General features: G+C 71.0%; 15 protein-coding genes. 8 read left to right on the top strand and 7 right to left on the bottom strand.

Annotation, left to right across the window (positions count from 1 at the left end):
• Positions 1–174: 174 nt before the first annotated feature.
• Positions 175–669: an SUKH-3 domain-containing protein gene (locus OC490_RS47575; RefSeq protein ID WP_262064301.1), complete on the bottom strand. Its 495-nt coding sequence runs from the start codon at positions 667–669 to the stop codon at positions 175–177.
• 151 nt (positions 670–820) lie between these two features.
• Positions 821–1,357 (bottom strand): YwqJ-related putative deaminase, encoded by a 537-nt coding sequence (locus tag OC490_RS47570; protein WP_262064300.1) that lies wholly within the window; start codon positions 1,355–1,357, stop codon positions 821–823.
• Positions 1,358–1,729: 372 nt separating this feature from the next.
• Between OC490_RS47570 and OC490_RS47565 the strand changes: the two genes are divergently transcribed.
• The 3 genes from OC490_RS47565 to OC490_RS47555 all read left to right on the top strand — a co-directional run bounded on the left by OC490_RS47565 (position 1,730) and on the right by OC490_RS47555 (position 6,679).
• Complete coding sequence (locus OC490_RS47565) at positions 1,730–2,728, top strand: SMI1/KNR4 family protein (protein WP_262064299.1); 999 nt, start codon at positions 1,730–1,732, stop codon at positions 2,726–2,728.
• 8 nt (positions 2,729–2,736) lie between these two features.
• Positions 2,737–5,595, top strand: coding sequence for an SUKH-4 family immunity protein (locus tag OC490_RS47560; RefSeq protein ID WP_262064298.1), 2,859 nt, complete (start codon positions 2,737–2,739; stop codon positions 5,593–5,595).
• Positions 5,596–5,791: 196 nt separating this feature from the next.
• Complete coding sequence (locus OC490_RS47555) at positions 5,792–6,679, top strand: cellulose-binding protein (RefSeq protein ID WP_262064297.1); 888 nt, start codon at positions 5,792–5,794, stop codon at positions 6,677–6,679.
• Positions 6,680–6,732: 53 nt separating this feature from the next.
• On the opposite strand, the gene OC490_RS47550 is transcribed toward OC490_RS47555, so the two are convergent.
• From OC490_RS47550 to OC490_RS47535, 4 genes are all read right to left on the bottom strand, one after another.
• Positions 6,733–7,311, bottom strand: a complete 579-nt coding sequence (locus OC490_RS47550) for a hypothetical protein (RefSeq protein ID WP_262064296.1) — start codon at positions 7,309–7,311, stop codon at positions 6,733–6,735.
• A complete protein-coding gene (locus OC490_RS47545; protein ID WP_262064295.1) occupies positions 7,308–9,017 on the bottom strand; it encodes a PHP domain-containing protein in 1,710 nt (569 codons plus the stop codon). Before OC490_RS47545 ends, OC490_RS47550 begins: the two co-directional genes overlap by 4 nt.
• Positions 9,018–9,190: 173 nt before the next feature.
• Positions 9,191–10,807, bottom strand: a complete 1,617-nt coding sequence (locus OC490_RS47540) for a cation acetate symporter (protein ID WP_262064294.1) — start codon at positions 10,805–10,807, stop codon at positions 9,191–9,193.
• Positions 10,804–11,325, bottom strand: coding sequence for a DUF485 domain-containing protein (locus OC490_RS47535; protein WP_262064293.1), 522 nt, complete (start codon positions 11,323–11,325; stop codon positions 10,804–10,806). Before OC490_RS47535 ends, OC490_RS47540 begins: the two co-directional genes overlap by 4 nt.
• A 352-nt stretch (positions 11,326–11,677) precedes the next feature.
• On the opposite strand from OC490_RS47535, the gene OC490_RS47530 reads away from it, so the two are divergent.
• From OC490_RS47530 to OC490_RS47520, 3 genes are read left to right on the top strand one after another with little or no spacing between them, the layout of a single operon-like run.
• The gene (locus OC490_RS47530; RefSeq protein WP_262064292.1) at positions 11,678–11,983 is read left to right on the top strand and encodes a polyprenyl synthetase; all 306 of its coding nucleotides are present in this window, start codon (positions 11,678–11,680) and stop codon (positions 11,981–11,983) included.
• Positions 11,973–13,028, top strand: a complete 1,056-nt coding sequence (locus OC490_RS47525) for a polyprenyl synthetase family protein (RefSeq protein ID WP_262064291.1) — start codon at positions 11,973–11,975, stop codon at positions 13,026–13,028. Before OC490_RS47530 ends, OC490_RS47525 begins: the two co-directional genes overlap by 11 nt.
• A gap of 40 nt (positions 13,029–13,068) precedes the next feature.
• Positions 13,069–14,229, top strand: a complete 1,161-nt coding sequence (locus tag OC490_RS47520) for an oxygenase MpaB family protein (RefSeq protein WP_262064290.1) — start codon at positions 13,069–13,071, stop codon at positions 14,227–14,229.
• Positions 14,230–14,250: 21 nt separating this feature from the next.
• On the opposite strand, the gene OC490_RS47515 is transcribed toward OC490_RS47520, so the two are convergent.
• Positions 14,251–15,780: an MFS transporter gene (locus OC490_RS47515; RefSeq protein ID WP_262064289.1), complete on the bottom strand. Its 1,530-nt coding sequence runs from the start codon at positions 15,778–15,780 to the stop codon at positions 14,251–14,253.
• A 401-nt stretch (positions 15,781–16,181) separates the two neighbouring features.
• Here OC490_RS47515 and OC490_RS47510 point away from each other — a divergent pair, with 401 nt between their 5' ends.
• Both OC490_RS47510 and OC490_RS47505 read left to right on the top strand, forming a co-directional pair.
• On the top strand, positions 16,182–16,970 hold the full coding sequence (locus OC490_RS47510) for an ABC transporter ATP-binding protein (protein ID WP_033284318.1): 789 nt from the start codon (positions 16,182–16,184) through the stop codon (positions 16,968–16,970).
• Positions 16,967–19,540, top strand: coding sequence for an ABC transporter permease (locus OC490_RS47505; protein WP_262064288.1), 2,574 nt, complete (start codon positions 16,967–16,969; stop codon positions 19,538–19,540). The genes OC490_RS47510 and OC490_RS47505 overlap by 4 nt, the downstream gene beginning before the upstream one ends.
• Positions 19,541–19,564 lie beyond the last annotated feature (24 nt).

The following is a 19,564-nucleotide window of genomic DNA, read 5'->3' as shown; positions in this document are numbered from 1 at the left end:
GAATCGGTGTCTTGAGAAGCTGGTGGTGTTGACGCGCCAACCGCTGCGGGCGGACACCCCCCGACACGTCACCTTCGCGCCGTACGCGGGTGGCGGCAGGCCTGGGGTGGCACCGGTCCGATGCCGTTCGCTCGGCTCAGTGGTGGAAGCCGGTTGCCGCCCGTTTGTCGCGGGTCAGCCCGCTGTCAGTCGTACTGGTTCCATGCCCGAGACGAGGGCCGTGAGGGCCTGGTCGATGTCGGGGCCGAGATACCAGTCGCCGGTGTGGTCGAGGGCGTAGACGCGGCCCTCGGCGTCGATGGCCAGGAGAGACTGGGTGTCGGGTTCCTCGCCCAGGGGGCTGACGTCGGTGTCGAGGGCGCGGCCCAGGTCACCGAGGGTGCGGGCCATGTGGAGGCCGTGCAGCGGGTCCAGGTGGAGTGCGGCGGGGGCGATCTGGCGGCCGGGGCCGGTGGGTGCGATGCGCAGGCCGCCGAACTCGGCCCAGGCTTCGACCGCCGCCGGGAACACGGCGTGCTGGTGGCCGGCGGGCGAGGTGTGTTCGCGCAGGGTGTCCGCCCAGATCTCGGCCTGTTTTATGTCCCAGCGGCCGGGCTGCCAGCCGGCGGCGCGCAGGGCGGCGTCCACCGGTACGGAGAAGCGCGTGGAGGAGTGGCGGTCGGCGTGCATCTGCCCTTCGATCGTCGGCATCAGGGACGGTGGTGCGGTGGTGCCCGGTGGTGCCCGGTGGTGCCCGGTGGTGCCCGGTGGTGCGGTGGTGCCCGGTGGTGCGGTGGTTGGTGGTCGTGCGGTGGTGGGTGGTGTTGAGCGGGGGTGGGTGTCAGCCGGTCTCCGTTGCGGGGTCCACGATGCGGACGCCGAAGTGGGCGCTCAGGGCTGCGCAGGCTCGGCAGGGTGCGGCGAAGCTGCCGTGCAGGGGGTCGCCGTCCTCGCGGATGCGGCGGGCGGTGAGCTTGGCCTGCTTGAGGGTCTTGCGGGCCTCGCCGCTGGTCATCGGCTTGCGCGCGGCGCGCCTGCTGCGTTCGGCGTCGGCGGCGGCGATGTGGCGGGAGATGAGGATCGCCTCGGCGCAGCGGCCGGTGAACCGGTCGCGCTGGGCGCTGGTGAGGGCGTCGAGGAAGTCCTGCACGAGCGCGTGCAGGGCCGGTGCCTGGTCGCCGCGGGCAGCGGTGCCGGTGAGGGTTTCGCCGCGTACGGAGAGGGCGGCGGCGACGGTCGGAAGTATGCCGTCGCGGCGGTGGTTGAGGGCGGGCACATGGCGTCCCTCGGTGGCACTCCAGCCGACCCTGGGGTCACCGGACGGCCCGGTGTGCGCCCCGGTGTGCGGTCCCGTCTGTGTCGCGTTCATGATCGTCATCCCCTCCCGAGCATCCCCCGGCGGGTCTCAGAGTGCCAAATGCCGTGGCGGGTGCGGTAGCTGGGGCTGTGCGACACGCCAGGGCTTCGGCGGGCTGTCACGGCGGGGTGACGGCAGGTCACGGAAGTGAAGGTGCGATGCGGGGTGCGGTGAGTTCGGTGAAGGGTGCGGTGAGGGGGTGGCGACGACCGCTGCCGGTGACCGGTGCCGCCGTACCGCATAGGCTGTCCGCACCGCGATCCACGCGGTCGACGCGTGGAGACAGTCGAACGAAGACGTCAAGAAGACGAGACAGTCGATACGGGGCACAGTGGGGCGAGTTGGACATTCGCCTGCTGTGAATCGTACTGAATGCCGCAGGGGGCAACCGCCATGACGACAGGTCGGCTCGGGCAACAAGCCGCGCCACCGAACGCGGCCTACGCCGGGCAGGTCGTGCACTTCCCGGATCCGGTCCGGGCGGCCCGTCACCCGAGAGGGGTGCGGATGGACGAGCGCGGCTACCCCGACTTCTCGCCGTACGCGCGCGCGGCGGCCGAGATCGCCGAGCCCCCGGAGGGCTTCGGGGTCGACGAACTGCGCCTGACCGACTACGTGTCGGCGAACGCGGCACTGGCGGCGGCCGGGCACCAGTTGTGGGACACGGTGCCCGCGGTGGCCACCCCGCACGGCTGGACCTGGCACCACGTGGTCGGCACCCGGCGCCTCGAACTCGTCCCCGTCGAGGTCAAGGCGCTGTTGCGGCACCACGGTGGTATCGCCACGGCCGCCGTCGATCACAACAAGCGCGGCACCCGCCCGCTCCAGGAGACCCGCCCCGCGCACTTCGGCCTGCCGAAGTCCTCGCTCGCGGTGACCGAGGCGCAGGTGCAGGGCGTCGAGGAGGACCTCGGCTACCGACTCCCGGGCGCCTACCGGTCGTTCCTCAAGGCGGCCGGCGGGAGCGCGCCCATCGGCACCGCGCTGGACGCCGAGTTGGGCCTCCTGATCGACCAGCCGTTCTTCACGGTCCGCGACGAGGCGGCCGTCAACGATCTTGTCTACGTCAACAAATGCCTCCGCGACCACCTCACCAAGGACTACCTCGCCGTCGGCTTCGTCCAGGGCGGACTGCTCGCGGTGAAGGTGAAGGGCCAGGCGATCGGCTCGGTGTGGTTCTGCGCCTACGACGACGCCCGCGACGTCGACCCGTCCTGGGCACCGCCCGCCCGGGTGGAGCGGCTGCTGCTGCCTGCCGGGGGCGACTTCGACCAGTTCCTTGGCCGACTCGCGGGAAATCCACCGGAGTTGGAGACGGTGGCGAACCTGATGGTGGACGGCGGGTTCGCACGATCGGTACCGGTGCCTTCGGCCGCCGCGGTGGGGGAGTGAGCTGAACGATGGTGACCTTCGCACAGGCGCAGGAGCGCGCCGAGGAATGGATCAACGGGGACGTGCCCTCGTACCAGCACCGCGAGGTGCGGGTGCGGGAGTTCGAACTCGGCTTCGTGGCCTGGGCCGAGGACCGCGCCGACGGCCCGCGCTCGGACGGTGGCGGGCAGCGCCTCGTACTCGCCCGCGACAGCGGCGAGGCCACCCTGTGGCCCGCGCTGCCGGTGGGCGAGGTGATCCGCCGCTACGAGGAGGAGTACGGCCGCCCCGAGGAGGTCGCCGACGCGGTACCGGCCGCTCCCGCCAGGGTGGACCTCAACCAGACGTCGTTCCTGCTGAGTCCGCCGGAGTGGTTGCAGGAGGCGGCCGACAAGATCGGGATCCAGGATCGGCGGGGGGCGGGGGCCAGTTCCGGCGCGGGAGTTGCAACTCCGGCTGCCGGGGCGGGTGTTGCGGCTGCGGGGGCGGGGGCGAGTGTTGGGGGTGCGGGGGCGGCTTCGCCGTCGCCGTCGTCGGGTTCGCTGCCTGAGACGCAGGCCGGGGTGCCGGCCGCTTCGGCCTGGCCGGATGCCGGTGGCGGCGCCGAGATGCCGGGTGCGTCCGGTGCGCCGGCCGGGGCGACACCTTGGGCGGGGACCGACACCAACGCGGATGTCGGCGAGGACCGTTCGGTGCCGCTGCCCGCGACCGTGTTCGCACCGCCGCTGAGTGAGCAGCGCGAGGACGAGACCCCGGCCGACGCCGAGACCGCGCTGATGTCCGGCGGCAGCCAACTCCCGCCCACGGCAGTCGCGCGGGCGCTGGATGAAGCCAACGCCCGTGGGGGAGCAGGGAGTTCGCGGCCGGGGCAGGGTGGTGGACCCGGCGGCTCCGGTGGGGCTGGTGGTACGCCGCCTCCGTCGTCGTACGGGTATCCCCAGGGTGCCGGAGCTCAGGCTCCAGGAGGGTCCGGTCCGCAGGGGGCGCCCGCTCCGCCGTCGTACGGGTATCCCCAGGGGCCCGGTGGCCCGGGCGGTCCCGGTACGCCGCCTCCTGGTGGTCCTCAGGGTGGACCTGGGGCGGGTCCGTCGGCCTACGGGTATCCCCAGGGGCCGGACGGCGCCGCCAACGTGCCGCACGCTCCTGGGAGTCCCGGTGCTCCGGGGCGGGCGCTCGCGCCCAACGCCGGGGACATCGCCGACGCGGCCACCAGCAAGGCGGCGCCTCCGCCGCGCCGGGCGCGGAGCGGTGGGTCGAACCCGCCGCCTCCGCCGGGTGCTCCGGGGACGCCGGGCGCGCGACCGGGCGGTACGCCTGCCGGGCCGCCGCCGCCTCCGTCGGCGGGCGGGTATGTACCGACGCAGATGGTTTCGGGACTTGGTCCGGAGGGGCTGGCCGGTCCGGGTGCTCCCGGTGCCCCCGGTGGGGCGAACACTCCCGGGGGTCCGCCTCCGGGTGGGGTTCACCATGCCGCGACGATGTTCGCCGACCCCGGGCCGGGTGGGCTTGCGGGGCCGGGTGGCCAGCAGCCGCCGGGTGTCCCCGGTGCGCCCAAGCCGCCCGGTGCGCCCGGCGCTCCCGGTGCCGCACAGCAGCCGTACACCCCCGGCACGCCTCCGCCGCCGTACAACCCCGGTGCCCCCGGCGCTTCCGCCCCGCAGGGCGGTGCTCAGGGTGCCGTGCATCGTGCGGAGACCATGCTGGCCGGGCCTCCGGCGGGTGGACCCGGGGCTCCTCCGGCGCCGCAATTCCCGGGCGCGCCCGGTGCGTTGGGCGCCCCGGGGACGCCTCCGGGGGCTCCGCCGCAGCAGATGCCGCCGGGTGCGATGCCGCCACCGGGACAGCAGGCACCCGGGCCCGGTCAGCCGTTCCCCGGTCAGCAGCAGCCTGCCTACGGCTATCCGCAGCAGGGGCAGCCGACCGTAGGACCGGGCTATCAGGCCGTGTTGCGGTACCGCGGGCCGGACGGGTCCGAGCAGCAGGTGATCCGGCGGTCCGCGCCGGGGACGCCGCACCCGGAGTGGCAGATCTTCCACGAGCTGCGCGGCCTGAACATCCCGCCGGACCAAGTCCTGGAACTGCACACGGAGTTGGAGTCCTGCGAACTGCCGGGCGCGTACTGCGCGCGGATGATCCGCGAACAGTGGCCGCAGGCACGCATCGCCAGCATCGCGCCGTACGGTACGGATCACGCGAGCCGGCAGCAGGGGATGCGTGAACTCCTCGCGCACCAGGGCGAGTTGCACCAGGTGGCCGATGGGCCGGCCCGACTCGCACCGGTGCGGGCGCCGTTGCCGCCGGTGCAGCCGACGCCGCCGATCCCTCCGGAGGCGATCGCGCAGGAGTTGGCGGGCGCGTTCGGGCCGGGGGTGTTCCGGTTCGAGCAGGCGGCGGTGTCCCGGCAGGGCGTGCCGCCGGTCGTGGCGCACACGCTGGTCGCGGCGGGGCTGCCGATGGACATGGGTCCGTTCTTCTGGGCGCAGGCCCAACCGGGCCGCCCGGTACCGACGTTGGCCGAACTCGCGCAGGAGCGCGGGGTGCGGCCGTCCGCCGACGCGGGCTCCTACCTCGTCATGGGCAGCGACTTCGGCAAGGCGATCTGCGTCCAGTACGGCACGGCGAACATCGTCGCCGTGCCCGTGGAGGCGGGGCCGGGCGGTGCTGCCGTACCGCCGCAGTTCGTGAACACGGGGCTGCCCGAGTTCGCGCGCTGTCTGGCGCTGCTCGGCCGGATGTGGCGACTGCGGTACGGGCTCAACCAGGAGCAGGCGGGCCGTTGGACCGTCGACTTCCAGGCACAGCTGGCCTCGCTGGACCCGGCGGCGCTCGGTTCGCCGGAGAGCTGGTGGTCGGTGCTGCTGGAGCAGATGTGGGACGGGTTGTTGTGACGCCGGTGCGCTGAGCACGCCGTACGGAAGGGCCGGACCCGGTCGGATGACCGGGTCCGGCCCTTTTTTGTGTTCACGTTCGCGTGATGCCCGTGACCTGTCTGCGGAGTGTCGCGTTATGAACCCTTATGCCCGATACATCAAGATATGCGCGAAATCATCATTTCGTGTCCGTCGGGTGGAGAGGGGTTCCAGGATGAGCAGCGCATCGGTGTCGCCACGTGGGTTCGTGGCAGTACGGGGGCGCGGCTACCGCCCCGCCCAGGTGGACGCGTACGCGGCGACGATCTCGCGACACCGGGACGCCGCGTGGGAACGGGCCGCGCGGCTGACCGTACTGGCCAGGGACATGGAGGCGGAGGCCGAACGGCTGCGGGAGACGGTGGCGCGGCTCGCCCCGCAGACGTACGAGACGCTCGGCGAGCGGGCCCGACGGCTGTTCCAGCTGGGGGAGGAAGAGGCCGCCGCCGTGCGGGAGTCCGCGCGGCGTTCGGCGCGCGAACAGGTCGCGCAGGCCGAGGCGCGCGCCGCCGGCGTACTCCAAGAGGCCCGGGAACACGCCGACACGCTCCGCGCGGAGGTGGAGGAACGCGCCCGGCAGCGGCTCCTCGTGGCCCGCGCCGAGGCCGACGACCTCCGGATCGGCGCCCGGCGCGAGGTGAAGGAAGGGCGCACGGAGGCGCTCGCCGCGTTGCGCGAGGTACGGCAGCGCACCGCCGCGATGCTGGGCGAGCAGGCCAAGGAGCACACCGAACGGTGGGCCGAGGCGGAGCGCTCCGCGCAGGAGCGGGTGACTGCGGTGGACGCCCAGTGCGCCGAGCGGGTGGCTCGTGCGGAGGCGGCGCTGGCCGAGGCTGAACAGGCTTACGCCGAGGCCGAGTTGTCGGACCGGCGGCGGCAGGAAGAAGCGGCGGAGCGGGCCGCGGAGGTGGTGGCGGAGGCGCGGGTGCGGGCGGAGCAGATCGCCCGCGACACCGAGCGGGTACTGCGCGAGCACGGGGAGACCTGGGACGACATGCAGGCGCATATGGATCATGTGCGGAGCAGTTTGACCGCGCTTACGGGGCGGGCGCCGGCTGAGTGAATTCGCTGCGGGCCCGCGCCCCTTGGGCAAGGACAGTCGTCCGGCGTTTCACGTCACGGGTGGTCGGCGCAGCAGGGTGTCGGGTTGGGGACCTCGAACGGGGCCAGGGTGTTGCCCGCCGCCGGGACCAGGGCCAGGACCAACTCGCCCTCGCGCCACTCGGGTCGTACGTGGTCCTGAGTGTGTACGGGTGTTGTGGGGGCCGGAGGTTCGCCCGACGTGGCGCCGACCACGATCACCCGGTCGATGGCCGTCAGTTCCAGCAGGTCGGACAGGGGGATCGTCCCGGTGAGGTGTTCCGCGCCGGGGAACAGGACCGCCCGGCCCGAGCGGCGGGCCGTGTGGTCGGCGGCTGCCTGGGCTGCGGCCTCCTGGGCGCCCCGGGGCGGCTCGGACTCCGTGAGGTGTCGCCATGCGGTCGTGGCCGATTCACGGTCCTGCAACTCCAGTGATACGGCCGTGCCCCGGCGCGTGTCCGTGCGGATCAGGTGGGTGCAGGCGACCGTCCCCGGGGGGAGCGCGAGGGTGGTCATGAGGTCGCGGATCAGGTGGTCGGCCTCGCGGAGGGTCGACGTGCCGGCGTCCACCCCGAGGACGGGGTGGACGCCGGACGGGTCGTAGGACGTGCTCATGCGGGCAGGACCCACATCGGGTTGGAGTAGAACCAGAGGTCCTTCCACGGGTCGGCGTCGCCGAGGACGTCCATCGCGGGGCCTACGGGGTCTACGGCCGGGCCGCCCACGCCCACGGCGGAGCGGTTGCCGTCGGTGCCGCGGAGGCGGACGTAGACCGGCTTGTCGAGGCGTCCGAGGGAGTACGTGAGGCGGACGGTGCCGGTGGACTTGTCCACCTCGAAGGACTTGACGACCTTTGTCGTCGGGGTGGAGAAGGTGTCCTTGTCGGTGACCGGGCCCGTGACATCGCCCTGGATGACGTCGACGCGGGCCAACGAGGGCTGGAACTGGGCCCAGTTGGGGCCGTTGGACAGGCTGATGCGGATGACCAGGTCGACCTGGGCGCCGCGGCGAACGTGCAGCGCGCCGCCGAGGGTGACCTCGCGGCCACCGGCGGACAGGCGGGCGTCGAGGCCGCTGATCAGGCCGCCGTGGTCGACCCAGACACGGCCCGCGCGGATGCCGTCCATGACCGCCTTGTACGAGAAGGAGGCCGCGCCGACGTGGGTGCGGGAGTACTGGCCGGGCCAGAAGTCGGTGTCGGTGAGGCTGATGCCGGTGCCGTAGACCGGGTCGTTGTAGCGGCCGTTGGCGTTGAAGTCGCCGCCCGGGCCGCGTACGGCGGTGTCCGCGTAGACGTTGTGGGAATCGGAGTTGGCGGTGATCCACCAGGGCTTGCCCTCGGCGAGAAGGCTGTCCCACAGGCCGCCGACCGTGGCCGTCATCCAGTCGAAGCCGCCCCAGGTGCGGTAACTCTCCAGCGGGTAACCGGCGAAGGAGTCGGCGCTCGGGCTGTTGTCGTAGATGCCGCGTCCGCTGCCCGGGCCGTTCGGCTTGGGGATGCCGCCCGCCTGGTGGCCGGGGGCGCCCTCCATGCCGACGGCGATCGTGGGCTGCGCGTCGCGCCAGCCGCGGATCTCGTGCGGGGAGTCGATGCCCTTGCGCGCGGGGTGGTTGGCGAGGAAGAGCGCGTCCTTGACCTTGCGGCGGCGGACCTGGTCGGCGAGGAAGTTGACGCCCGCGATGGCGAGGGCCTCGTTGGCGGGGGAGTTGCCGCTCGCGTTGTTGACGCTGCCGTCGAAGGAGTTCTCGAACTCCTTGAGTACGGCTACCTCGTTGGAGCCGGGGTGGACGAACACCGTGCCGTGCTCGGCGCCCGGGATGTTCCACTCCAGGCCCTGGAAGACGAGGGTGTCGTCGGTCTTGTCACGGGCGTCGACGATGTCCGGATTGACCTTCTCCACACCGATCTTGGCGTGCGCGACACTGCCGTGGTCGGTGATGACCATCCAGTCCAGGCCGTGCGCGTTCGCCTGTCTGACGTGGTCGATGACCCGGTACTTGGCGTCACTGCTGTACTGCGTGTGGATGTGGTGGTCACCGGCCAGCCACAGGTAACCGCCGTTGCCCTTGGACGACTTGGCCGTGGTCTGTTGTACCGACGCGGCTGCCTCCCCCGCGCCGGCGAGCACGCTGCCCGCCGCAAGTCCCGCTCCGAGCAGTCCGGTTCGGCGCAACATGCCTCGACGGGAGAGCTGACTCGGTGTCAACTCAGCGTCGGGGACGGACGTGTCGAGGGCGGGCGGCAGCGAGGTGGCGTCCCCGTCCCCGTGGTCGTGATGGTGGTGGTGACCGTGGTCGCCGTGGCTGTGGCCGTGACTCATGTTCAACTCCCGCTGAAATGCAGGGACCTTCACGCTCGGACGTGCAGAGTCTGGAAAGGATCGGTGAACAGCGGGAGTCGAGGTGGTGGTGTGGCAAAGAACGAGTCATGCACGGCTTTGACGCCGGTCATGCGGGGCTTTTCCGTCGGTCATCATTCACCCGCGCGTACTGGTCATCCTTCGTCCCTGCGCACCGCGCCCGCCAGGATCCACCCCTCCATCGCCTCGTACCGCCTGCGCTGTTCCTCCTCCTTCTGCCGCCCCGAGGCGACCGTGCCGAGCCAGCCGCAGGCGAAGCCGAGCGGGATGGTGACGAGCCCGGTGGTGGTGAACGGGAACCAGTTGAAGTCGGCGCCAGGGAAGGCGGCAGCCGGCGAACCGGAGACCAGATTGGTGCCCGGCATCAGCAGCAGCACGCCGAGCGTGCCGCCAATGAGCGTGCTGAGCAGGCCCGTTCGCGTGTAACGGCGCCAGAAGAGGCTGTAGACGAGGGCGGGCGCTATGGCCGAGGCGCCCAGACAGAAGGACAGCGTGACCAGGGGTTGCAGGCCCCGGTGCTGGACCAGCGTCGCCAGCACGATCGCCGGAACGCCCACCGCCAGCGCCGAGTAGCGGGCCAGTGTCATCTCCCGGCGGACCGGCATCTCCTCGACGCGGGCCGCGAAGACGTCGTGGGCGAGGGAGTTGGCGCAGGCGAGGATCATCCCGGCGACCGAGGCGAGCAGGGTGAGGAAGACGGCCGTGGTGACGGTGGTGAAGAGGAGGGTCTCCGTCGTCGACACGTCGGCCCCGAACACCGCCCGCGAGCCCAGCAGATACGCCGTGTTGCCCTGCGGGTCCGCCCGCGCGATCGCCGCCCGCCCGAGCAGCGCCGTGGCACCGAACCCGACGACCGTCACGATCACCACGAACAGCGCCACGCTCGACACCGCCCACGACATCGACCGCCGCACCTGCCGGGCGCTCGACGCGGTGTACATCCGCATCGTGATGTGCGGGAGGCAGGCGCCCCCGAGTACGACGGTCAGCTGCGAACTGATCATGTCCAGCCGGGGACTTGGCCCGCCCGAGAACTGAAGTCCCGAGTGCAGAAAGGCCGATCCGGCACCGCTCCGCTTCGCCGCCGTGTCGAAGAACGAACCCAGGTCCCAGTGGAACCGGTTCAGCAGGAGTACGGCGATCACGGCTCCCGACCCGAGCAGCATCACGATCTTCAGGATCTGGATGAGCGCGGTGCCCTTCATACCGCCGATCGCCGCGTAGCTGATCATCAGCGCACCCAGGCCGATGATGCAGCCGGTCTGCAGGAAGTCGCTGGAGAAGCCGAGGATGAACGCCAACAGCTGGCCCGCGCCCGCGAGTTGGACCAGCATCAACGGCAGCAGCGCGATGATGGTCACCGCGCACGCGACCATCCGCACAGCCCGCCCCGGCATCCGGCGGGCGAGCGCGTCGCCCATCGTGAACCGGCCCGCGTTGCGCAGCGGTTCGGCCAGCAGGAACATCAGCAGCATCAGCGACAGCGCCGTGCTCAGCGCGAGCACCATCCCGTCGTAGCCGTAGAGGGCGATCACCCCGCCCGTGCCCAGCACACTCGCCGCGGAGATGTAGTCACCCGCTATGGCAAGGCCGTTGCGCAGCGGCGAGAGGGAGCCGTAGCCCGTGTAGAACTCGTCGAGGTCGTCGCGGTCGGGCCCGGTCATCACACACAGCAGCAGCGTGAGGGTGGCGACGGTGGTGAAGGCGACGAGCGACATGGTCTGCGGCGCGGAGTCGCGGAAGCCGGTCATCGTGCCGCCTCCCGTCTGGCGTCCAGTTCGGCCTGCTTGCGGATGCGGTCCGCGAGGGGGTCCACGCGCCGCCGGGCCGTGTGCTCGTAGAGCGCTATCGCCAGGCAGGTGACGGGCAGTTGGACCAGCGCGAGCAACAGCCCGGTGGGCACACCGGCGACGACGGTGCTCGACATCAGCGGGGGCGCGAACGCGGACAGGGCCAGGAACAGGCAGAAGTATCCGAGCGCGGTGAGACTCGCCACGCGCCGCTGCCGCCGGTACGCGCCGCGCAGGATGCGCAGATCACGGTGGTTGCCGAGAGCGGGACGACGGGGCGGGCGACGGCGTTCGGGTGGCGGCGGGGGTGGCTGCCAGGGGTAGGTGAGGCGGGGCGGGGCCGGGGCGTGTGAGTCACGCGGGTCGTACGGGTCGTACGGGTCGTACGGGTCGTACGGGTACGGGGCGTGCGAGTCATGCGGGTCATGCAGGTCGTGCGGGGCGGATGAATCATGCGGAGGGTACGGGTCGTAGGACATCCCGTGCTCCTTGCGTGGCTCGGGTCCGTGGCGGCGGACCGCAGGGAGTTGGGCGGAGCGGGTCACGCATGTTACTCGCCGGTTGGGTGGTGTGGGTGCTTTTCGCCGAACTGGGCGGTTGGTATGCGCTTGCGGCGTCAACTGGGGAGCCGACCTTGGGTGTTGGCCGGGGTGACCCGCACCTGATCGTCGCCGCGACCCGGGACTCCTTCGGTGGCGACCGTGATCCGCACGGTCGAGCGAAGTGATCACCCGATCGTGAGTTCCGCCTCTTCCCTGCCCGATCTGTCGCGATCCTGACAGGAGGGCGGGTGACCGGCGCCGCCCGGACGCACTGTGGGTGGGGAGCGGTATGACGCGAGCGGCGGAACGGCATGACGGCCGGTGCGAAGGCCTGGACGAGCGGGCGGTTCTGCTGGCCGCCGGTCTGGCCGAGCTGGTGGTGACCACGGTGGGGTCGGCCGCGGGTTCGGCATGGGGGACGTTACGGGGGCTGCTGCGCCGTTCGGACGCCTCGGAACTGGTCGCGGAGGCCGGGCAGGAGTTGACGGCGCGCGGGCGTCTGGTGCTGGACCGGTACACGGCCCAGCCCCCGGCGCATCTGGAGACCCTCGCCCGGCACGCACTCGCCCGGCAGGCCGCCACCGATGACGTCTGACCGGTGGGAGCCGGCCGCCTTCAAGGACCGCGTGGACCAGGTGCTCCAGCGGTTCGTGGCGGAGGAGGCCGAGCGGTTCGCGGACATCGACCCGGTGCTCGGGCCGGTCGCCGGGCAGCTGGAGGCCGCGGTCGCGGGCGGCAAACGGCTGCGGGCGGCGTTCTGTTACTGGGGCTGGCGCGCGGTGGGGCAGCCCGACAGCGACGCGCTGGTGCGGGCGGCGGCCTCGATGGAGCTGGTGCATGCCGCAGCCGTCGTCCACGACGATCTCATCGACGACAGTCCGCTGCGGCACGGGCGGCCCACCGCGCACATCGCGCTGCGCGGTGCCGTACGCCCCCGCCCGCGAGCCGTCGCGGCGGCCAGGTCCCTCGCCATGCTGGTGGGAGACCTGCTGATGGGCATGGCCGGGCAGCTGTTCACCACCAGCGGTCTGCCGGCGGCGTATCTCGCCCGTGCCCGACCGCTGTGGTCGGTGCTGGCAAGGGAGTTGATCGCGGGCGAGTGCCTGGAGATCCTGCGGACCGGGACCGAGCCGGACACCGCCGCGTCCCTGAAGGTGATCCGCTACAAGACCGCCAAGTACACCGTGGAACAACCCCTGTTGATCGGTGGCGCCCTCGCCGGGGCCGGGGGACGGCTGCGCGAGGGCTACTCGGCGTACGGACTGCCGTTGGGCGAGGCGTTCCAGTTGCGGGACGACGTCCTCGGACTGTTCGGGCACTCGGAACACACCGGCAAGGCCAACGCCGACGACCTGCGCGGCCACCGGCCCACGGCCCTGCTGGCCGAGACCTGGCGGGCAGCCGGTGCCGAGGAACGGGAGCAACTGCGGGCCCTGCTGGGCCGACGCGACCCGGACGGGGCGGGGCTGCACGCGGTGCGTGAGCTGATGCGCCGGCTGAAGGCGCCCGACCGCGTCGAGGGCATGATCACCGCCCGGGTGGAGGAGGCGCTCGACGCTCTCCACGAGCTGGACGTTCCCGCCCCCGCCGAAGCAGCGCTGGTCGCGCTGGCGCACTCGGCGGCGGTCCGCCACTCCTGATCCGTGAACGCCCTGCCCCGTGAACGACGAGGAGCCCCCTGTGACTTACACCGAGACATCGATGGACGGCCTGCGCGAAGCCGGTGACGAACTCGCCGACGCCACCGTCGCCGCCCTGTTCGACCGCGGGGAGGTGGGCAAGTTCAACACCCTCATGCGCTACGTCTCCGTCGCGGGCGCCCCGCTGCCGGACGGCCTGCCCGATGTGGCCCGGGACTACCTCAACGCCACGAGCGCGCCGCCGAGTTGGGTCGACTGGGGCGAGATGGAGAAGGCCCGGCTGTTCTTCATCGACAACAACGTGCACATCTCCACCGCCCTGTCCTTCGCCTCCATGCCCGCCTGCTACGTCGTCCCTCCCGTGGCGAAGCTCCTGTCGGCCACCCACGGACTGAAGTACCCCTCCAAACGGATGGCGGAGACGGGTCAGTTCACCGTCTATCTGATGCGGCCCGACGCCTTCGAGGCCGGCAGCCGCTTCATTCCCGCCGCGCAGAAGGTCCGCCTCCTGCACGCCTCGATCCGCCACCACCTGGCCCGCGAGAACCGTTGGGACGCAGGAGAGTTGGGGGCACCCATCTGCCAGGAGGACATGATCGGCGGGCAGATGTTCTTCTCGCTGCTTGTGCTGGACAGCCTGCACCGCCTCGGCATCCACATGTCGACGGAGGGCGCGCAAGCCTACTACTACGCCTGGCGCGTGGTCGGTGCCATGCTCGGCGTCGACCAGGACGCCGTCCCAAAGTCGCTTGAGGAGGCACGCCAGTTCCTCGACCTGTACATGGTCCGGCACATGGGGCCGTCCGAGGAGGGCGCGCTGCTGACCCGCCAACTCATCGACCTCTACGAGGAGGTCGTGCCCGGCACCTTCTTCGACCCGATCGTCTCCGCCCTCATCCGCCATCTCGTCGGCGACACCTGCGCCGACTGGCTCCAGGTGCCGCGCACACCGTGGGACACCGTCGTCAGGTCCGTGCCCCACCTCCTCGGCGTCCTGGAGACCATCGAGGACCACTCCCCGCTCGGTGCCTGGGCCCTGGACCGCCTCGGCCACCTCACCAGCGTCCTGGAACTGTCCTCCCTCACCCGCGGACGCGTCATGCACTACGCCATCCCCGAACAGCTCAAGAAGGACTACGGCGTCTCCAACACGGTTCCCCGGAAGGGTCGTTGGACCCCGCCCGCCGCCACGGTCTCCTGAGCCGCGCCGGGCCGGCGGGCCTCACTGCTCCTTGAGCACCGGAAACCGCCGAGGCGCCAGGAACAGCAGCACCAGGAAGGCCACCGCCGCGGCGACGCCCGCCCCCACGTAAACCGCATGCACCGCATCCGCGATAGCCCGTCGCGTAGCCTCCGGCACCGCACCCCCGTCCAACCCCCGTGTCACCGAGTCCAGATCGCTCGCCCCGCCCAGCCGCGACGCCAACACCCCGTTGGCCACAGCCCCGAAGACCGACGCACCGATCGTCTGCCCGGTCTGGCGGCAGAACAGGACGGACGCGGTCGTCACACCCCGCTCCTCCCATCCCACCGTCGACTGCACCCCGACGATCAGCGGGAGTTGGAAGAGGCCGAGGGCCGCGCCGAGGAGCAGCATCAGGAGCATCGGCTGCCAGGCCGACCCCGGATACGGCAGGAACGGGAACGCGAACAGGATCAGTGTCGCCGTCCCGATCCCGAGCATCGCCGTGTTGCGGAAACCGATCCGCCGGTACACGTGCTGGCTGAGCGCCGCCGACACCGGCCAGCTCAACGTCCATACGGAGAGGACGAATCCGGCCGCCACGGGGGCCAGGCCCAGCACCGACTGCGCGTACGTCGGCAGGAACACGCTCGGCGCCACCATCAGCAACCCCAGTGCCCCCAGAGCCAAGTTGACGGCCGCGATCGTACGGCGGCGCCACACCCACCCGGGGATGATCGGTTCCGCAGCCCGGCGTTCGATCGCGACGACCGCTCCGGCCAGGGCAAGTCCCGTACCGAACAAGGCGATTGAGGGTGCCGACAGCCAGGGCCAAGCCACTCCGCCCTGCACCAGTGCCGTGATCAGGACGCCTCCGCAGGCGAACACGGCCAGCGCGCCCGCCCAGTCGACGCGCGGGCGGGTGGTGCGGGTGCGTTGCGGTTCGTGGAGGTAACGGACGATCAGCCACAACGCCACTGCCCCGACAGGGAGGTTGACGAGGAAGATCCAGCGCCAGCCGGCGTATGCGGCGAGCAGTCCGCCCACCCCCGGTCCCGCGACCGCCGACACCGCCCACACCGTGGACAACTTCGACTGGATCTTGGGGCGTTCGCTCAGCGGGTACAGGTCGGCGGCCAGCGTCTGGACCGTGCCCTGCAACGCCCCGCCGCCCAGGCCCTGTACGACGCGGAACGCGATCAGCGCGCCCATGCTCCAGGCCACCGAGCACAGCAGCGACCCGGCGAGGAAGACCGCCGCCCCGGTGATCAGTACCGGCTTGCGGCCGAAGGTGTCGGAGAGCTTGCCGTAGACGGGGAGGGTGACCGTCACCGCGAGCAGGTAGCCGGAGAAGAGCCAGGAGAAGACGGAGAAGCCGCCGAGGTCGCCGACGATCTGCGGTACGGCCGTGGAGACGATGGTGGAGTCGAGGGCGGCCAGCGCCATCGCGAGCATGAGGGCCGCGACGACGGCACCCCGGCGCCGGTCGGGAGCGGCCGGAGTGGGCTGCTCGGCCGCCTTGGGCCGTATCTCGCTGTCGGTGTCGCTGTCCGTGTCCTCCTGGTCCACAGGATTCCTTTCCCCTTGCACCTATCTGCCGCGCACCAGCTTCCCACTTGAGCCTCACGTAGCGGCAGGGTGGAAGCTGAGCGGGCCGGTGGGTGGACCGGACCCCGAGATCGACTCCACCCGGCGGTGGAGAGCCCCTAGGGGTGTCTCCCCACTACGGCCCGGGGACGGTTCGTACCGGCGGAGGAGGAGACGGACCCGGGGGCGTCCTTAACCTGGCTTTATGCCGCTGGGGGGCGGCAGACCGAACCGCAGAGGGTGGGGTTTTCCCCCGGGAAAGACTGCGCTGAGCACCAGCGCGCCGGACCCCCTCCCGCCGCCAGACTCATCGTCGTAACCACTTGAACCGCATCGACCGGGCACCGGCACGCTCGTCTGCCGACCGACTTAGGAGACATACCGTGACATCGGCTGTGACCATTCCCAGGCACGGGGGCACTGGAGGGCGTACGGCCGTTGCCGCGCGAGCGCGGCAGGTCGTCAAGGCGTACGGAGCCGGGGAGACCCGCGTCGTCGCCCTCGACCATGTCGACGTGGACATCGCCCGCGGCCAGTTCACCGCGATCATGGGCCCCTCGGGGTCCGGCAAGTCCACGCTCATGCACTGCCTCGCCGGGCTCGACACCGTGACCTCCGGGCAGATCTACCTCGACGAGACCGAGATCACCGGCCTCAAGGACAAGAAGCTGACGCAGCTGCGCCGGGACCGGATCGGGTTCATCTTCCAGGCGTACAACCTGCTGCCGACGCTGAACGCGCTGGAGAACATCACCCTCCCCATGGACATAGCCGGCCGCAAGCCCGACAAGGGGTGGCTGGCGCAGGTCGTGGAGACGGTCGGTCTTTCGAGCCGGCTCAAGCACCGGCCCAACCAGCTCTCCGGCGGCCAGCAGCAACGCGTCGCCGTGGCACGGGCGTTGGCGGCCCGGCCCGAGATCATCTTCGGTGACGAGCCGACCGGAAACCTCGACTCCCGTGCGGGAGCAGAGGTGTTGGGCTTCCTGCGCCGCTCCGTGGACGACCTCGGCCAGACCATCGTGATGGTGACGCACGACCCGGTGGCGGCCTCGTACGCGGACCGCGTGCTGTATCTCGCGGACGGCCGGATCGTCGACGAGATGTTCAAGCCGACCGCCGACACCGTCCTCGACCGCATGAAGGACTTCGACGCGCGGGGGCGTACGTCATGACCGTCCTCAAGACCTCGATGCGCAACTTCTTCGCCCACAAAGGGCGGATGGCGCTCTCGGCGATAGCCGTGCTGCTCTCGGTGGCGTTCGTGTGCGGCACGCTGGTGTTCACCGACACGATGAACACGACCTTCGACAAGCTCTTCGCGGCCACCGCCTCCGACGTGACGGTCCTGCCGAAGACCGCCAAGGCGGACGGCAGCACCCCGCAGAACGGTCTGCCCGAGTCGCTGCCGGCCTCCGTGCTTGCGCGGACGGCGAAGGCCTCCGGCGTCAAGTCCGTCGAGGGCGGCGTCAGTTCGATGAACGTGACCGTCGTCAACAGCGCCAACAAGAACATGGGGTCCTCGACCGGCGCGCCCACCATCGCGGGCAACTGGACGAAGAACGACCTGCGTTCGATGGAGATCACCTCCGGGCACGCCCCGCGCGGCCCGACCGAGACCATGGTCGACGCCGACACCGCCGACAAGCACCACCTGAAGCTGGGCGACTCGCTGCGCACGATCTCGCAGACCGGTGACTTCACCGCGAGGATCGTCGGCATCGCGACCTTCAAGGTGACCAACCCCGGTGCGGCCGTCGTCTACTTCGACACCGCCACCGCACAGCGCGAACTCCTCGGCGCCACCGGCCGGTTCACCCAGATCGGCGTCACCGCCGCGAGCGGTGTGACGGACGCGCAGCTCAAGCAGAACGTGGCGCAGACCCTCGCGTCGACGGGGACGTACAAGATCCAGACCGCCAAGGAGAACGCCGACGAGAACCGCCAGGGCGTCGGCCAGTTCATGAACGTCATCAAGTACGCCATGCTCGGCTTCGCCGGGATCGCGTTCCTGGTGGGCATCTTCCTGATCATCAACACCTTCTCGATGCTGGTCGCCCAACGGACCCGCGAGATCGGCCTGATGAGGGCGATCGGCTCCTCCCGCAAGCAGGTCAACCGCTCGGTGCTGGTCGAAGCGACCCTGCTCGGCATCGTCGGCTCCATCCTCGGTGTCGGCGCCGGTGTCGGGATCGCCGTGGGCCTGATGAAGCTGATGAGCGCGGCAGGCATGGACCTGTCGACGCGGGACCTGACGGTGAAGTGGACCACTCCGGTGCTCGGTGTGCTCCTCGGCGTGATCGTCACCATCCTCGCCGCCTACCTCCCGGCCCGCCGCGCCGGCAAGGTCTCCCCGATGGCCGCGCTGCGCGACGCCGGTACGCCGGCCGACGGCAAGGCCGGTTGGGTACGGGCACTGATCGGCCTGGTGCTGACGGGAGCGGGCGGTGCCGCCCTGTTCGCGGCGGCCACCGCGAAGAAGGCGACGGACGGTTCACTGGTCCTCGGCGCGGGTGTCGTGTTGTCGTTGATCGGCTTCGTGATCATCGGTCCGCTGCTGGCCAACGGGGTCGTCCGGGTGATCAGCGCGGTCCTGCTGCGGGCCTTCGGGCCGGTGGGGCGCCTGGCCGAGCGCAACGCGCTCCGCAACCCCAGGCGTACGGGTGCTACGGGTGCGGCCCTGATGATCGGCCTCGCACTGGTCGCCTGTCTGTCGGTGGTCGGCTCCTCGATGGTGGCCTCCGCGACGAGTGAGCTGGACAAGTCCGTCGGCGCCGACTTCATCGTCCAGGGCAACCAGCGGATCGTGCCGCAGGCGGAGAAGGCGATGGAACAGGCACCCGACCTCGTCCACGTCACCCGCTACAAGGACATCGAGGCGACCCTCACCTCGCCCGACGGCCAGAAGGACACCGACGGCATCACCGCCGCCGACCCGTCCTACGCCCAGGACCTGCGCCGCGCCACCACGGCCGGTGAACTGTCCGCCGCCTACGGCACCAACGCGATGTCGGTGGGCTCCAAGTACGCCAAGAAGCACGGCGTCCACGTCGGCGACACGATCGGCGTCGCCTTCAAGGGCGGCTCGACGGCGAAGCTCAAGGTCGCGGCCATCACGGACGACGACGTGGCCATCGACCAGGGGGCGCGGTACACCAGCATCGCCACGATGCAGAAGTACCTCCCCGCGAACAAGGTCCCGCCGAACGAGATCATGTTCGCCAAGGCCAAGGACGGCCAGGAGAAGCAGGCGTACGCGGCCCTGAAGAAGGCCATGGAACCGTACCCGCAGTACCAGGTGCGCGACCAGACCGACTACAAGCAGGAACTGAAGGACCAGATCGGCCAGCTCCTGAACATGGTCTACGGCCTGCTCGCCCTCGCGATCATCGTGGCGGTCCTGGGTGTGGTGAACACGCTGGCCCTGTCGGTCGTCGAGCGGACCCGCGAGATCGGCCTCATGCGAGCGATCGGCATGTCCCGCCGGCAGCTCCGTCGGATGATCCGCATGGAGTCGGTCGTGATCGCCCTCTTCGGAGCGCTGCTCGGCCTCGGCCTGGGGATGGGCTGGGGGGCCACGGCTCAGCAGCTCCTCGCGCTGGAGGGGCTGAAGGTCCTGGAGATTCCCTGGGGCACGATCACCGCGGTCTTCGTGGGGTCGGCGTTCGTGGGCCTGTTCGCCGCGCTGATCCCGGCGTTCCGGGCGGGGCGGATGAACGTCCTGAACGCGATCGCCACCGATTAGCCACCGCCCACGGGGGAACCCGGC

This window comes from Streptomyces sp. STR69 (assembly GCF_024519455.1).
Lineage (GTDB): Bacteria > Actinomycetota > Actinomycetes > Streptomycetales > Streptomycetaceae > Streptomyces.
The sequence above is the reverse complement of the archived record's forward strand: the minus strand, read 5'-3'. Positions and strand labels throughout refer to the sequence as shown.